The 15,973-nt window shown below is 35.3% G+C and carries 15 protein-coding genes; 3 read left to right on the top strand and 12 right to left on the bottom strand.

The genetic code is table 11. The features are described 5' to 3' along the window. Window positions 1-42: 42 nt before the first annotated feature. The 3 genes from lysS to ACZ1GR_RS07090 all read right to left on the bottom strand — a co-directional run bounded on the left by lysS (window position 43) and on the right by ACZ1GR_RS07090 (window position 3,483). A complete protein-coding gene (gene lysS / locus ACZ1GR_RS07100; RefSeq protein WP_472611458.1) occupies window positions 43-1,731 on the bottom strand; it encodes a lysine--tRNA ligase in 1,689 nt (562 codons plus the stop codon). A 62-nt stretch (window positions 1,732-1,793) separates the two neighbouring features. Then, window positions 1,794-2,339 carry a thioredoxin family protein gene (locus ACZ1GR_RS07095; protein WP_472611457.1) on the bottom strand — a complete coding sequence of 182 codons (546 nt, stop codon included), beginning with the start codon at window positions 2,337-2,339 and terminating at the stop codon, window positions 1,794-1,796. Between the two features lie 97 nt (window positions 2,340-2,436). Then, window positions 2,437-3,483 (bottom strand): response regulator transcription factor, encoded by a 1,047-nt coding sequence (locus tag ACZ1GR_RS07090; protein WP_472611456.1) that lies wholly within the window; start codon window positions 3,481-3,483, stop codon window positions 2,437-2,439. Between the two features lie 79 nt (window positions 3,484-3,562). On the opposite strand from ACZ1GR_RS07090, the gene ACZ1GR_RS07085 reads away from it, so the two are divergent. From ACZ1GR_RS07085 to lipB, 3 genes are read left to right on the top strand one after another with little or no spacing between them, the layout of a single operon-like run. Beyond that, window positions 3,563-3,718, top strand: a complete 156-nt coding sequence (locus ACZ1GR_RS07085) for a YqaE/Pmp3 family membrane protein (RefSeq protein ID WP_377767940.1) — start codon at window positions 3,563-3,565, stop codon at window positions 3,716-3,718. A gap of 5 nt (window positions 3,719-3,723) precedes the next feature. Continuing rightward, window positions 3,724-4,470, top strand: coding sequence for a hypothetical protein (locus ACZ1GR_RS07080; protein WP_472611455.1), 747 nt, complete (start codon window positions 3,724-3,726; stop codon window positions 4,468-4,470). Window positions 4,471-4,493: 23 nt separating this feature from the next. Continuing rightward, window positions 4,494-5,210, top strand: coding sequence for a lipoyl(octanoyl) transferase LipB (gene lipB, locus ACZ1GR_RS07075; RefSeq protein ID WP_472611454.1), 717 nt, complete (start codon window positions 4,494-4,496; stop codon window positions 5,208-5,210). Between the two features lie 28 nt (window positions 5,211-5,238). Here the strand turns inward: lipB and ACZ1GR_RS07070 are convergent, their stop codons facing one another. The 9 genes from ACZ1GR_RS07070 to ACZ1GR_RS07030 all read right to left on the bottom strand — a co-directional run bounded on the left by ACZ1GR_RS07070 (window position 5,239) and on the right by ACZ1GR_RS07030 (window position 15,886). Next, window positions 5,239-5,838 (bottom strand): hypothetical protein, encoded by a 600-nt coding sequence (locus tag ACZ1GR_RS07070; RefSeq protein WP_472611453.1) that lies wholly within the window; start codon window positions 5,836-5,838, stop codon window positions 5,239-5,241. A gap of 7 nt (window positions 5,839-5,845) precedes the next feature. Next, window positions 5,846-6,502: a hypothetical protein gene (locus tag ACZ1GR_RS07065; RefSeq protein ID WP_472611452.1), complete on the bottom strand. Its 657-nt coding sequence runs from the start codon at window positions 6,500-6,502 to the stop codon at window positions 5,846-5,848. A gap of 32 nt (window positions 6,503-6,534) precedes the next feature. After that, entirely contained in the window at window positions 6,535-7,242 is a 708-nt protein-coding gene (locus ACZ1GR_RS07060) for a hypothetical protein (protein ID WP_472611451.1), read from the bottom strand. Between the two features lie 44 nt (window positions 7,243-7,286). Continuing rightward, entirely contained in the window at window positions 7,287-9,113 is a 1,827-nt protein-coding gene (locus tag ACZ1GR_RS07055; protein WP_472611450.1) for an OmpA family protein, read from the bottom strand. Window positions 9,114-9,132: 19 nt separating this feature from the next. Further along, window positions 9,133-10,401 (bottom strand): hypothetical protein, encoded by a 1,269-nt coding sequence (locus tag ACZ1GR_RS07050; protein WP_472611449.1) that lies wholly within the window; start codon window positions 10,399-10,401, stop codon window positions 9,133-9,135. Window positions 10,402-10,446: 45 nt separating this feature from the next. Beyond that, window positions 10,447-11,088: a hypothetical protein gene (locus ACZ1GR_RS07045; protein WP_472611448.1), complete on the bottom strand. Its 642-nt coding sequence runs from the start codon at window positions 11,086-11,088 to the stop codon at window positions 10,447-10,449. After that, entirely contained in the window at window positions 11,072-11,887 is an 816-nt protein-coding gene (locus ACZ1GR_RS07040) for a DUF4412 domain-containing protein (protein WP_472611447.1), read from the bottom strand. The genes ACZ1GR_RS07045 and ACZ1GR_RS07040 overlap by 17 nt, the downstream gene beginning before the upstream one ends. A gap of 314 nt (window positions 11,888-12,201) precedes the next feature. After that, window positions 12,202-15,093 carry an ATP-binding protein gene (locus ACZ1GR_RS07035; RefSeq protein WP_472611446.1) on the bottom strand — a complete coding sequence of 964 codons (2,892 nt, stop codon included), beginning with the start codon at window positions 15,091-15,093 and terminating at the stop codon, window positions 12,202-12,204. A gap of 100 nt (window positions 15,094-15,193) precedes the next feature. Beyond that, entirely contained in the window at window positions 15,194-15,886 is a 693-nt protein-coding gene (locus tag ACZ1GR_RS07030; protein WP_472611445.1) for a TapB family protein, read from the bottom strand. Window positions 15,887-15,973: the final 87 nt, after the last annotated feature.

Here is a 15,973-nt window from a genome sequence, read left to right as displayed (position 1 = left end):
AATTAGGAAATCCTGATTTCCTTCTTACCTACGTAAAAAACACTAACCGAGTTTTACAAAAAGCCCTTCATCCGTTTTATTAACTTCGGCTAATTTGTTTTTCGTCAATTCTTTTATGGATTTATCCCACTTTTTGTTGGATAAGCCTGACTGTTCTTTTAAGTCGGTCAACAAAATTTTTTCTTCCTTTTTGAGTGTTTCCAATATCATTTTAGCCTCATCAGTCAGTTCGACCGCTTTTTTCTCAGGGCGCATTTGTGGGAAGAACAATACCTCTTGAATAGAAGAATTATTGGTCATTAACATTACCAATCTATCAATGCCAATACCAATACCCGAAGTAGGGGGCATACCATATTCTAAGGCTCGCAAGAAGTCTTGATCGATAAACATAGCTTCATCGTCACCCTTTTCAGATAGTTTTAACTGCTCTTCAAAACGTTCGCGTTGGTCAATGGGGTCATTGAGCTCCGAATAGCAATTGGCCAATTCTTTTCCGTTTACCATTAATTCAAAACGCTCTGTCAATGCAGGGTTGTCACGGTGTTCTTTGGTCAACGGACTCATTTCTTTTGGATAATCCATGATGAAGGTCGGCTGTATGTAATGGTGTTCACATTTTTCTCCAAAAATTTCATCAATCAATTTACCAACGCCCATTGTTTCATCAACTTCGATACCCAAACTTTTGGCAACTTCCCGTAATTCATTTTCATCCATTCCGGCAACATCATGCCCTGTATGGGTTTTTATAGCTTCCAAAATGGGTACTCTGGCATATGGTGCCTTAAATTCAATTTCATTGTCTCCTACAGTAACTTTAGAAGTGCCGTTAGCGTCTACAGCAATTTTCTCCAACAGCTGTTCGGTAGTCTCCATCATCCAATGGTAATCTTTGTAAGCAACGTAAAGTTCCATTACCGTAAACTCTGGGTTATGGGTGCGGTCCATCCCTTCGTTTCTAAAATCTTTAGAAAACTCATAAACGCCATCAAAGCCACCCACGATTAGCCTTTTTAGGTACAGCTCGTTTGCAATTCTTAGGTACAACGGAATATTCAATGCATTATGATGGGTCAAGAATGGTCTTGCCGCAGCGCCTCCCGGAATAGGCTGTAGTATAGGCGTTTCGACTTCTAAATAACCACGCTCATTATAAAATTCACGAATGCTGTTTGTGATTTTAGTACGCTTGATAAAGGTTTCTTTTACTTTCGGGTTTACTACCAAATCAACATAGCGTTGACGGTAGCGCATCTCTGGGTCATTGAATTCATCGTAAGTGTTACCTTCTGCATCGACCTTAGGTAATGGTAGTGGGCGTAAGGCTTTACTGAGCAATGAAAAGTTTTTCACCATCACTGTTTTCTCACCTACTTGGGTAGTAAAGAGCTCACCTTCGACCCCAATGATATCGCCAATATCCAATAATTTTTTGTAAACATCATTGTATAGTGTCTTGTCTTCACCAGTACATATTTCGTCTCTGTTGAAATAGACCTGAATACGACCTTCACTATCTTGTAATTCTGCAAAGGAGGCTTTTCCCTGAATTCTTCTTGACATCAATCGACCAGAAATTACGACCTGTTTGCCTTCAGAAAAGGAATCTTTTATGCTTTTTGAGGTAGCATCTACAGGATATAACGCCGCTGGGTAAGGGTCAATACCCATTTCCCTAAGCTTGGTTAGTTTTTCTCTACGTACGATCTCTTGTTCCGATAACTGCATTGACTAAAAATTAAAGCGCAAAATTACACTTTTGCGCTTTAATTATAGGCATGTGGGTCCGCTCACTTTGATGAATAGTTGGGTACGTAAGTTTCTCCACTCAAAATAGCCAGTATATCTTCTTCTAACGAAGCTATAGGGCTTTCAACAATACGATTCACTTCTTTGCCATTTTTAAGGAAAATCAAAGTGGGGACTTTAATAATATTCAGGCCTTTTTCTTCCCCGCCAGGGCTCTTTTTGTAAAAGCCTTTTCTTCTATCCAGAGCTATGATTTCTAGATTTTTTAGTGGAAATTTTGCTTCTTTTAAAATTTTGATGATTCTTGGTGTTTCTCTTTTGCTGTCGCCGCACCAAGTTCCTAGAAACAGCTTGATATTGTAGTCTCCGATTGATTTTTTCATCATTCTGGTTAATGATTTATCTACCGCATAGTTGTTGTATGATGGTGTAAACCACGCTTTGTAGGGTTCGCTTTGAAGCCCTTCTAAATTGATAGGGCCTACCAAAAATCGAAGTCCTTTTTCAGTTTTAATTTCTTGATTGATTTTTTGGGAGTTGCTAACGGTTAAACTCAACAGCAAAACAAAAAGAAAATATGTTTTCATGATTTCTAGATTTAAATCCAAAAATCAGGCTTAAGTGGTGTTAAAAGAAGCTTTGTCGGGTTGAAATAGGTACTAGACCCCCGGTTGATTTTATGTTTTACAATAGAGTTTTAATTTCTTCGCGTGACGAAACATGTAGTTTTTTATAAAGACTGTTTATATGTGTTTTGACAGTACTTAGGCTAATAAAAAGTTCGTTGGCAATTTCTTTGTTTGATTTTCCTTCTGCTATTTTAACCATGATAGTTCTTTCTTGTGATGTAAGTATATCAAAAGGGTTCTTCTTTTTGTTTCGTTCACGCCTTTTAAAATTGAAATACGCCACTTGAATTATCAAAAAGAAGAGCCCTCCCCATAACAAATAGGGCCAAAAAGAGCTTCTTGCATTTTTATTAGTATGATTAACAAGCATTTTATCTGCTTTAAGTTCATTTTGAAACTGAGATGTGAAAGAAGCATTTGCGTATCTGCTATTAAGCCTTAAAGCCAATTCTTCGTAGTAAGGACTGATTTTAACATCGCTCAAATAAAACGAATGTGTTTCGTTGCCCCGGTCAGAAAGAAAGTCATAAATATAGAGTTCGGCGAGCGGCTCATCGTTTGCTTCTCCAAATTCTTTAAAAGTTCTAAACCATTTTCGAAGATTGAGTGACTCATTGGCTTCACTATTATAAGTCATAAAATCAAGAATCATTTCTTCTTTCAGACCTTCAATTTCGAGCAAAAGATCAGAACTTTTATTGGTGGAGGCTATTTCGCATAAAGCTTGGTCGTTACTAAGTAAAGGAAAATTAATACTATCTCCCTTTTTGGCTATAAATAAAACACGTTGTGTATTATAGCAATCCTTCAGAAAATGACTCCCTCCTGAGTTCGTTTCATTGCATCCATCAATATGTATGCTATAGATTCTGTTTTGAGGTGAGAGGTTATCCCCTTCAAAAGTAAAATATCCAAGACTGTCCGTTTTTGTTTCTTTTAGTACCTGATCTGCATATACGCGAGAAGATTTTCTGTAGTTCTCTATCAAAGAAAGGTATACGGATTGATTTTCATACCCATCGGTCACTTCACCGGTAAACTGATATTGTGCCTTAACGAGCATAATATTAGCACAAAACACAAATAAAAGTATTTGCTTCATTGGTTAAAAATAATGGAATTTAATGTAACAATTTCAAGATTAAAGAGACTGATGTTATACATCAATCAAAAATCAAAGAATGAGTTTCTGGAGAGTACTTTTAGCTATTTTATTTCCGCCCTTATCTGTTATCGGAAAAGGTTGTGGTTCTTTTTTAATTGTTTTACTTTTAACCTTTTGCGGATGGGTTCCCGGGGTTATCGCGGCCTTGGTAATTTTAAACAATACCAATTAATACTTATGAAAAAATTTAAACAGCTAGTCCTATTTTTACTTGTAGGGTTGGTGGTCGCATGTAATTTCACCGAAGAAATTTATGTAAATGAAGATGGTTCTGGTAAGCTTTCAATAAATTTTGACGGCAATGAATTCATGGCCATGATGAGTTCTTTAGATACTTTAAAGCAGGAAGAGGCAATGGATTCTACTATTGTTTTTAAAGACTTATTGAAAGCAAAAAGTGATAGTATTTCTAAGTTGCCCGTGACGGAGCAAGAAAAGCTTAAAAACTTAGAACCTTTTAGCATGCATATGGTTATGAAGCCGGAAGAACAGGTAATGAAGTTTGAACTTTATAGAGAATTTAAAGATATATCTAAAATCAACGATGCTTTCAATACATTTCAAAGCGCGAGTTCTTTGAGTCCGACTCCTGGCGCGAGCAGTGCCCAAGCTCCTTCAATGGGTTCATCTAATCCAGCAACGAAGGTCGAGTATAATTTTGCAGGCAATAAATTTTCTAGAACTACCAAAATAATAGATCAAGAGCTGTTCAAAAAAAGTATTGATAGTATAGCAAGTGCCGAGATGTTTTTATCAGGTTCTACATATACGTTCAGGTATCATTTCCCGAGACCTGTGAAAAATGTAAATGTTGAAGGAGCAACATTCTCTATGGACGGCAAAACGATGATTTACGAGGTGAACTTTTTAGATTTGATGAAAACTCCTGAAAAGCTTGATCTGCAAGTTGAACTTGAAGACTAGATTCGTCTGCGTATCTTTGCAGTATGAATAAGAAAGTCCTTCTACAAGACTTAGGAAATAAAGATTATAAAGAGACTTGGGACTACCAAGAAGTACTTTTCAAACAAATTCTAGACCTAAAAATCAAGAATAGGAGAGAGGGTTTAGAACTCGAAACACCAAATCATTTTCTTTTTGTAGAACACCCCCACGTGTATACTTTGGGTAAAAGCGGCGACATGAATAATCTGCTAGTTGACGAGACGAAGCTCAAAGAAAAGGAAGCTACTTTCTACAAGATAAATAGGGGAGGAGACATTACCTATCATGGCCCGGGGCAAATAGTCGGATATCCTATTCTAGACTTAGATAATTTCTTTACAGATATTCACAAATACCTCCGTTTCTTGGAAGAAATGGTGATTTTAACCTTAGCAGATTATGGCATGAAGGCAGAACGCTCTAAAGGTGAAACTGGTGTTTGGTTAGATGTGGGCACTCCGTTTGCGCGTAAAATCTGTGCGATGGGCGTTAGAGCTTCGCGATGGGTGACCATGCACGGTTTTGCATTAAATGTAAATACAGATTTAGGGTATTTTGATTTAATGATTCCTTGCGGAATTAAAGACAAGGCCGTAACCTCTTTAAATGTGGAATTAGGTAAAAAGGCGGTAGATATAAAAGAAGTGAAGGAAAAATTACTTAAACATTTTAAGGAACTCTTTGAAGCAGAATTTATAAAACAAAAAACCTCGGTTTAAACCGAGGTTATTTTTTGTGCAAAGTATTCTATTCAAACCAGATTTTGTTAATGGCCATATTACAGCCCGTTTTGCTTCGGGAATCGAATTGAAAAATAAAATGATCAATATCTTTAAAGGTGAATTTTTCACCAATTTTTCGCATTTTATTAAAAGGTATTTCAAATACAAGTTTTCCTTCTCTTTCAGGCACATGGCTAGAGTATGCAGCTCTATCATTTCTTGTAAACATGGTTAAATATATACCTGTTTTGGCGCTTTTAGCAGCAAACTCAATTTTAATTTTTGAATAATTACTTAAATCTTGGTTTAATTGTTTAGGGCCATTTTCATCATAACCATAGGATAAGTATATAGTTGAATTAACGTCATACCCGGAAGAATAGGCCAATACATCATTCTCATTTATTGTTAATTGTGGTTTTTGATTATAAATATTTTCTCCGACTTTTACATGTAGTCTGCGCAATTTTCCTAGTATTGTTGTTCCTTTTTGGAATGATTTCGTACTCTCACCATTATCAAAACTAATTGTAGAAATTTCTCCTGTAGAAAAATCATCGACTAATAATTGACTATGAGCAGTAAGTGATAGTGTTAGTATTAAAATTGTTATTATAATTTTCATAGCGCTTTTATTTTGAAATTTTTTCTATTAATACATATTCTACTTTGGTAGCAGGAAATGGTCGACGTTGGTCTTGATTGCCATTAGACTTAGTTAGTTGGCCTATATCAATACCTGCATTTGAATTTGTTCTACTAGCCGTCCAAACGGTATTTACAGTTCCATCATTAGGGTTTACAGGATATCGCCCACTAAAGCCATCTATTTGTAAATAAATTTCTCGGCCCCTGTAGTTGTTGCCTTTTAACTTAATTTTCAGTCGATATTCTACGTTTAGTGACTGTCTAAATTTTAAAAACAAAAACCCACCAATCCATCTGGTCACCTCACTACCTTCAATCATTGGCATGGAATGTATTTCCCAATAGTTGCGAGTTGAATACCCAAAGAAATTCTGTAATTCTAAATAGGTGTCTTTAAGCTTATTGGGTGTTAATTTCCATGATGTTAACGCTTTGGCATTTTTCTGATCATCTGTTATTGAAATTGTAGGTAGTTTTAACCTACTTAAATCTGCCGTTGAAAGGTTCTTGATGTTTGGAATTTTAATTCCTTGTAGCTCTGCTGTATTTACGTTGGTGTTACCCAATTTGGGTTTATTTATTTGAGCTGTTGCAGTTATTCCGGTTAGAAAAAGTGCAGTAATGATTATTATTTTTTTCATTCTATAAATTTTGACAATAACTATTTTGATATTTAACGGCACGTTCGCAGGCTTTTAGACCCAAGACTTACGGAGCGTACGGAACTTATGCGCTTACTTCTTAGTAATGGGTTTAGAGCATTGTTGAAAAGCCTTTGTGTTTGTCCATTTTCAAAAACTTTTTTTAATTCGGTTTTGAGTTCATTAAGTGATTTTGAAATTAGGGAACCCATGATACTACCAAGACCATTTGCTTGAAAATCACCTATAAATTTTATGTCTGTAATAAAGAAAGAAATGGAATTATCGTAGACTTTGGGTTTCAAGTACATTCGAAGTATCTGGACAGAAGTCCAATTGATATCTGGAGCCCTGGAATCTCTAAAAGCTTTTACACATCCAGGACAAAGACCCTTGATTTCAGAATCATCACTTTCAAATTTTACATCAAGTGCGAATAGATTCAATTTAGAGTCGTAAAAAAAGTTGCTATCAACACGGCGAACATTATTGAACGAATACTTCCAAGTTCTGCTAAACCTACTCATTTTATAACTTACATCTTTGAGATGTAAATCTTGCCTCTGACGCTTTATGGCTAAAAATCCATCGTCCCTATCCAACTTTAAATCTAAAGTTGGTTTTATCTCCTTGTTCAGATAGGATACTACCTGTTTTGTATCTATGTCTACGCATTTTTGTGAAAAACATAGGTAACATGCCATGCATGCCAATAAAAAAAGTGTTGTTTTACGTTTCATAATTTTAATTTTGAATAGTATTAATAGTGGGAAACATTGCTTTTCTAATTAGGTAAAACCAAAACCTCAACCCGTCTGTTTTTGGCTCGGTTTTGTTCAGTATTGTTTTCAATTAAGGGCTTTGATTCTCCCATTCCTTTCTCTTGCCATCTATAATTTTGAGAAGGAATCAATTTTTTCAGCTCGGCAGATACACTTTTGGCGCGTGCAAGCGATAGTTTTTGGTTGGTGGCTTCGCTACCAACATCGTCGGTATGACCTTCTACAATAACATTACCTCTTTTAAGTACAGCTATACTTTGGGCCAAAACTTTTAATGCCTCAATACCTTCCGGTTTTAATTCGGACTTACCCGTTTCAAAGAGGACCTTACTATCGAGATTCAAACGCATTGCAGAACCAATGGCGCCTATTGCATCAATATCTGCACCAGGTAGTGAAGTGACTTTCTTTAAATCTTTTAATCGAACGTAGTAAAATAGTTCTCCCGGTTGTACAAATTCAGCAATGTCTACTTCGGCAACCCCACCATCAATTTTGCCTACTCTAATCCATTTTTTGCCGTCTTTAGAGATTTCAAGATCTGTTGGTTCAATCGCCCCAAATTCGAACACGTAAAGGTCCGGTCCGTTTACATCGGTTAAAGCATTGTCAATAAATTGAACAGTCATATCTCCATCGTAGCCAAGACTATACATGCCTGTAACATCTTCAACTTCGAAACCATAGAGCACGTCGGGTTCTCCTATGACTTCATTACGATTATTGGTTAACTGTTTAGGGTGGTTTACTTCAATTACTTTATCTACAAAGGCCAATCTGCCTAGAGGAAGATAAACGGGCGTTTTATCAGCACCGCTGCCGACATAGGTAGTGCCAGCTTCCTCGCCGAAATACAAGTCAGGATTTAGTTTGCGAAACTTTTTACGAGCTCTTTGAGATTTTCGATTAAAATCATTGCTAAATATCTTTGCTACTTTTCTACGGTTGGTAATATAACGGGTAAATTCAGGAGTAGCTTTGATTTTGCCTGAAGCAATATCAGCCTCGGTCTGTTCTAATTCAGCTACAACTCGAACGGCTTCTTTATCGCTATGTAATTGTCCTGTTTTTCTTCTTAAAGCTTCTTTTTTAATTTTTTCATTGGCAGTGATACTAGGCTCGTTTTTTCGTTCGACAGCCTTAAAAACTTGTTGTGCCGTTTCTAGATCAAGCATTTCCATGGTATTAGTGCCAGCTAAAGAATCTACTTCTTTTAATTTTTCTAAGGTGGCCTCTATTCCTGATTCAGCTTGAACTAACCTAATAGCTTCTTCTAATGAAACTCCGGTTGGGGTGCTTTTAGACTTTAGTTGGCCCTCAGAAAGTTGACCTTGAGTTAAATCTCCCATAGCAATTTCCGTCTTTAGTTCTCTATTTTCTATGGCTTGTTTTGCTAGAGTTTTGAGACTGTCTGGGTTGCTTAACAGTTTCTCCATTTGTTCTCGTGATACCCCACTTTCTTCTAACATTTTTAAAATAGCTTTGGACGCAATTAGTTCTGATGACGAGAAATCTTTAGTAAGTAAATCATGAAATGCTAAAGGATTACCTTGATCTACTATGCCACTCATTTGCAAGAGTTTTTCTAGGGCTTCTACCTCAGGCAATTTGTCCTTTTTACTATCATCTCCGTCTTTACTGCCCAGATTTAGTAGGCCGCCTAACTGCTCAAAGGCAGCTTCTACATCTTCTGACGAATCTTTTGATTGCTTTTCATCTGAATTGCTTATGACTTCAGTATGCTCTTCTATAGTATGCTCTTTTTTTGGCGTTTCTGCGCAAGAAAACAGCACTGACACCAAGACGATTAATAGGATATAATTTTTCATTATTAGTTTCCTTACAGGTTTATCTGTGATATCTCATTTCGGCAAAATTGTAGAACATTACTCCGAATCTGTCATACCAATCTTCCATGCCATGAGCTCTTTCACACTCATCTAATGACATTAAATTTTCATGAAAAGCGTTCATCATTTCCGTACGTTTTTTATCATAGGCTTTATCTAAATCTCTCATGCTTTTTTCAATCTCTCTTTTTTTAGATTGCCAGATGATACCAGAAACGCCATGATAGCCTGAGACATTATCACCAAAAGCGATTGCAGCATTTAAATAGCTAGTAGAACAGTCATAAATAATCTGTAATTTTTCTAAATTATATCGAGATGAATTAAATCTTGCGCGGGCAGCATGAAAGCAATCTGCACAAGAAGATTCTTCTGGGCAAAAAGATGGTATGCGTGGTCTTCCAGGAGGTGGACCTGAACTTATACAAGAACCAAGATTTCTGTATTGTCTGATAAGGTCTTCAGCAGCATCAGCAGACCCCATAAGTTGATTTACATTATCAATTGCGTCACCAACTTGTCCTCTTCTTGTGTTATTTATTTCCTCATTTTGTGCATCTCTAAAATCTCCAACACCTTGACCGTAGCTTTTTGTTTGAACTAGAACGAATGAGAAAAACAGAATAGATATCATAGTCTTATTGCGGTTGGTTAGTTTTACTGCCATGAGGCCTACTAATAATAATAGAATACCAATAACTAGGTATATCAGCCAATTGGTTTGTTTAGAGATGTTTGATGGCGTTGCTGTTTGTTTGTCTTTGGTATCTGTACTAAGATTTTCTTCAGAGGCTTTAACAAATGGTGATCCCAAATAATTCTTTACTGGCTCACTTGCATTGACTATAATCGTATAGTCTATGTTTTTATTAAGTGTTGATTTAATCTTAAAACCTATATCTTGCCAACTTCTTACTTTGAAATTTATAATTCCATTTTCCGATTTTGAGGTATGCTTGGTTTCTTCAATACTATTCCATGTATTGAAAACTAGATCAGCTTGTAAATTTGCAATTTCATTGTTTGCGAAAATGAAGATGTCAACATATTGAAAAACATCATGTCCTTTTACAAAATGATAACTTGTTTTGCCTGAATTTAATGTGAATTCTCCTTCTGCGTATTTTGCTTCTTTATACTTAGCGTGTTCCGTTAATTGAAGCTTTAAAGGTTTTATTTTTTGATTAAGAGTATAGGGTTGTGCTGATAAGCTTAAACTGTATAAGCTTAAAGCGATAAAAAACCCAAAAGTTATCTTTAGTTTCATAATAATTATGGTTTCTGAATAATTTAATTTTCTGTCTGGATAGGTTTATTTAAAAGTATTTGCAAGCTTATCAACATCAGAATAACCAACACCTGAAAACCTTAAATCGCTTAGGTTTATAGTTGCGTTTGCTTGATTTTCTAATTTTTCACTTTCATATTTGATATTAAGGTTGGTGATTTCTGCTGTCCCGGAGGCCAAACCAGAATCTGACAAATCAATAGCACCTAACATTGTAGCATCTGGGCTTTTCTTTTTAGTATCAGGAAAAAGTTCATAATAACATGTAAAGAGCTTACCTTCTTTACTTTTAAACCGTAACTGAATTGAAGCAATAAGTAGTTCAAAAGAATCAGCGTCGTAGCGCAACTGAATGCTCTCGCTTCCCTTTTTAAGCTTTTTTGTAAATGTCATCAATGCCATGCGCTTATTGGTTTTTCTATCTTTAGAGATAATACCCGAAGCTTTCGTATAAGACCAGTCTTTTCCATTAATTGTACATAATAAAGTTTCCTTAGGTGTTTCTTTCACTTGCTTTTCATCTGTGCTAGTTTTAACAGTAATTGGTGAATCTTCATCAGTTTTGCTAGCTTCTTTTTTTGAAACCGTATTACAGCTTAGAATTAAGCTGAATACGAATAACACCATTAAATGCTTCATGCTATACGATTTAAAATTGGTCTTCATAGTCTGCTGTATTAATATTGAATTCCGTTTCTTCAAGTGATGTGCAAATCATGTGTAAAGGCTCAGGATTTCGTTGTGAATAGTCAATCATTTTCATTTCTAACACTAGACCATCAAACATACTCGCCCATGATTGGTTCATGCCTTTTAATCCTTTTATTTTTTTTGACTGCAATCTTGAAAATGCTTTTTGAATGGTAATACCAGCATCTTGTGTTACCCAAACCTTTCCTGATAATTGTGGTCCAGTAACCTGATATTCTTTGCATTGGTAGCCTATAATTTCTTTTGTTTGACCTGTTGTTGCAATGGTAAATTCATTCAGATTCATTTCTGCTTCGTCAACCACTTCTAAATCAATTTTAAAGGATGACATACTTTTTTTATCAGCCATATTCATAAAGGTGTGAACAGCAGAATTGGGTAGGTCCATTACAGTAATAAATTCTTGGGTATTCTTCATTTTAAATGAACTAGCCATATATTCATGGTCATTGGTTAGGTAATAGGTTATTTCTGTAGTGTCATTTTCACTAATTAATTCCATTACGTACCTATGCGTAAATGAGTAGCTGTCCAGTTTTGATGCTTTTTTCTTTTTAAAAAGTTTACCCTTATTATTGAATACGGTATCAAAAGTTTTTTCTGTTTCTCTAGCAGCTTTCTCTTCAACTTTTCTTTCTACAGCTTCTTCTGCTGCTCGTTCTGCTCTTTTGGTTATTTTTTTCCAAAACTGCGCATGGCTTGTTGTAAAAAAACAAATTGCTACTAGTGGTAAGATTTTTTTTATAGTTCTCATTTTTTTTGACTTTTATTAAATCGTGTTTCTTTAATTATTATGTTTTTGTGTGTAATCTTTAGAACATAAGTGCCATCCTGCAAATGATTAATGTTTAGATAAATCTCTTTTTCTTGTAATCGATCAAGTGTTCCTTTAAGGCTATCATCTTTTTGCTTCATGGTCAACTTGACTTTGAGGCAAAAAAAATCAAGACCTCATTCAAGAGCGAATGTAGATGCAGTTTTTAAAAAGTATTATGAAGTATGTAACAGGAGCTATAAGCTATGTAACATAGCTCTTTTGTCCTGTATTTAAAGGGTATTAGAGAGGTGCTATTTTGCCTCTAGAAATTCTGAGGGGGTGCAATTATATGCTTCTTTAAAGCATTTACTGAAATAAGCATGGTCATTAAACCCTACACTGTATCCAACTTCAGATATATTAATGTCTGAACTTTTAAGAATTTGCACTGCCAATTTTAGACGTTGCGATTTTATAAATTCTGAAGCGGAGAGTCCAGTTAACGCTTTTAGTTTTCTATGAAGCTGCATACGACTCATATGTATTGCTTTACTAAACTGTTCTGTAGAGAAAGTAGATTCTACTAATTTCTCATCAAGAATTTTTTGCACTCGTTCTAGAAATTTTTCATCTACAGATGTTATTGCGATATCCTTTGGTTTTAAAATTACCTCTTGGCTGTATCTAGTCTGCAGTTTTTTCCGTAACGCTAATAGTGAAGCAGTTTTGGACTTTAAAATTTTTTGGTTAAAAGGTTTGGTGATATAATCATCTGCTCCTATTTCAATACCTATTAGCTCATTTTCATCACCTGCTTTTGCTGTTAAAAGAATAATTGGAATATGACTAGTGCGTTCGTCATTTTTAAGGATATTAGTAAGTTCAATACCATCTTTTATTGGCATCATTACATCTGATATGATGATGTCTGGAATTATTTCAAGACTCTTAGAAATTCCTTCTTCTCCGTTTACTGCTTGCACGATTTTATAATCTTTCTTAAAGGCATCTGTCAATAAAGTTCTTACGTCTCTATTATCTTCAACGATAAGGAGTAATGGAAGCTCATCGCTATGAACGGTGATTTCTTCTTGAACCCTATTTATTCCTTGACTGGCAGTTATCCCACTTGGCAATGTATCTATAGTTTCCTTAATTTCTGCATTTTTAATTTTTGCTTTATCAATGCACAATACAACTTCAAATAATGTCCATTCCTTTAATTCACTTGTAACACTAATTTTTCCGCCATGTAATTCTGTTAACTCTTTAACAAGTGATAATCCAATACCAGTTCCTTCGTTTTCACCATCAGTCTGGAAAAATCTATTAAAAATGGTTTTAATCTGGTCTTTTCTTATTCCATCTCCTGAATTTCTAACCGTGATAAATAGATTTTCATTTTGAATGTTAACATAAAGGTCTATTCTACCTTTTTCGGGAGTATATTTTATAGCATTTCCAAGTAAATTTATAGTAATATTTTCAAGAGCTTCTCGGTCAAACCAGGCTTTCTTTTTTTTGTCTACAATAGCTACATTAAAATCGATTTCTTTTTGTTGGGCTAAGTATAAAAAAGACTCGCACCAAGCTGCTATCATTTGAGTAGGGTAGTTTTCTTGAATTAAAAGTTTTCTATTTCCACTATCGATTTTTGAAAGCTCTAATAGTTGGTCAATCAAAGTTTCTAATTTTTCTGAGTTCTTTTTAGCTAACTCAAAATGCTTTTTCTTTTGAGGGGAAAGTTCACTATTTTCTAATGCCTCGGTAATTGTGGCTTTTATCACTGTTAAGGGAGTTCTAAATTCATGGGAAATATTGGTAAAGAAATTGGTTTTAAGGGCGTCAATATCTCGTAGTTTTTTGTTGGTATGTTGCCTATTGCGATACAAAATGAACAAAAATAATCCAGCTATGGAGGTAAGCCCAATTCCTCCAAGCAATAAGTTACGCTGGCTTTTTTGTTTTTGGGTGTCTAATTCACTTTTAGATTTTAATAAGGCAAGTTCTTGTTCGTTTTTCTTTTTAAGTTTTAATTGTTCCTCTAGCACAAAACGGTCACTATTTTGTTGTTGGCTTCTTGCTGCAATTTGGTCATCGAATTGGATTTTGGTTTTGTAGGCCTTTTCAAAATCTTGAACCATATCATAAAACTTTGTTTCAACATTGAGCAATTCTATTGCGTAACCTTCCCGGTCGGTAAGGTCTGGATTTAGTCTGGCTTTGTTAAGATGAAAAAGTGCTTTTTCTTTGTCTTCTTCAGCAATATATAGCTCGGAAAGTAGCAAATGGCTTTGCCCCAATAAGGGTGCTCCTTTTGGTAACTCTAGCAAATAACTTCCTAAGTTGAGTTGGGCTCTTGCTTTTTCAAGATTACCTTGTGTATAGTAAACTTTTGCCAACCCTAAGGTCGAGACATCTTTTGCAGTTGGGTCATTATACTTAACTCCTTGGGCATAAATTTCTTTGTATATGGCAACGGCCTGATCATAGTCTTGCTCTTTCATGGCCAGTTTAACCAAAAGACGATTTGCCTCATAAATCCCTGGAGGATAATCTACTCTTTTAGAGATATCCATGCTTTTATGGATATAGTCTCTTAATTCATCTCGGTTCCAATTTACTTGAGAATATAAATTTGCTGTCGAGATGAAAACCCTAGCCAATAAGGAACTCTCCTTTTGATTGACCCGATACAAAGAATCTATCTTTAGGTATAAATTCATTTTGTCTGTTAAGTCGTTCTCTTGACCAGCGTACATAGCATAAGTAGTGGTTATACCCTCTAGGTAATTTGCTTTTTTGGATTCTTGAAGAATTTCTTCATAGATACTCTTCATAGCACCCATGTTACCTTTGAAATATTGGTGATTGGCCAACCATATTTTACTGTCAATTGCAAGCCTGTCCCATTTGGCAATTGAACTAATGTTATACGCTTTTTTATAGTGGTGTTCTGAAGAGTCCATTAATCCTCTGACAAAATGAAACTGTCCTTGATCTTGGTTGTAATAATAGGCAGATAAAGATTTTTTGGATTGCCCTTTTACTATTTTCAGAAGTTGAATATAGTATTGTGCTGAATCGGAATTTTTAAAGATATGTTGTTTAAATTTTTGGTGCAATTGTAGTACTCTTGCCGAATCTTGTCCATAAAGTTGCACCGATATAAAAATGACAATCAAAAGATTAAGAAATCTCATAATATTAAAACTACAAAATTGGATTTATTCTTAATCGACTGATAGTCATTTGGTTGTTAGAAATAAAACTTCAGTTCTAACCAAGGTTTTTTCTAATTAATTACTTGCTAAAAGCTGTAAGTTGGGTGCTGCCCATAAGTTTGCCGCTCTTGTTATAGCTTTCTTGTTTTATCATTCCTACTCCTTCGGCAAACCATACCCTTGACGGAAAAGATTGGTTTATCATCATAGCTTTTATATTGTTATCGGTGTATATGACATAACAATCAAAAGTGCCAGCGGAAGTGGTTATACTTTCTTTTTTCTCTACTTTTCGGTTGACCAAATCTATTGTTGTATTGATGTTAACGCCACTCATGCTGATCTTTAAGGTAACGTTCGCATCGGATAATTGTTGGCCGACGCTAAGGTTGTTAGGTAGTTCTAAGTCCGTGCCTGAGATATCCATTTCCATATCTTTATATTGTTCGAGCATAGTTGTTGGTACCAAAGACTGGTAATCTACCGTCACCATATTGCCTGTACAGGTGAACTCATAGTCAGTTTTATAAATCTCTTTGCCTTTTTTGTCGTTCAGTTCCATAGCCATAGTAGCGGATGTGTTTTCTCCAGCAGTTGAAACATTGGTTACCTTGTATGAAGCTGTGCCGTCAGATTTTCCCTTTCTATCGTAGTTGGTATATTCAAAAGAAGCCCCCTCGATCATCGGGTAGTATTTGCTGCAATTCGCTTGACCTAGTCCGAATTGAATGAAAAACAGCGATAGTAGTGATGCAATAGTTAGTCTTTTCATTTTCATGTATTTGATTGGATAATATACAAAGACTTACTTACAGTTTTCAGCTAAATATGTATATGCTGCAGTAAAAAATGTATAGAA

The organism is Croceitalea sp. W27, from assembly GCF_055693185.1.
The sequence above is the reverse complement of the archived record's forward strand: the minus strand, read 5'-3'. Positions and strand labels throughout refer to the sequence as shown.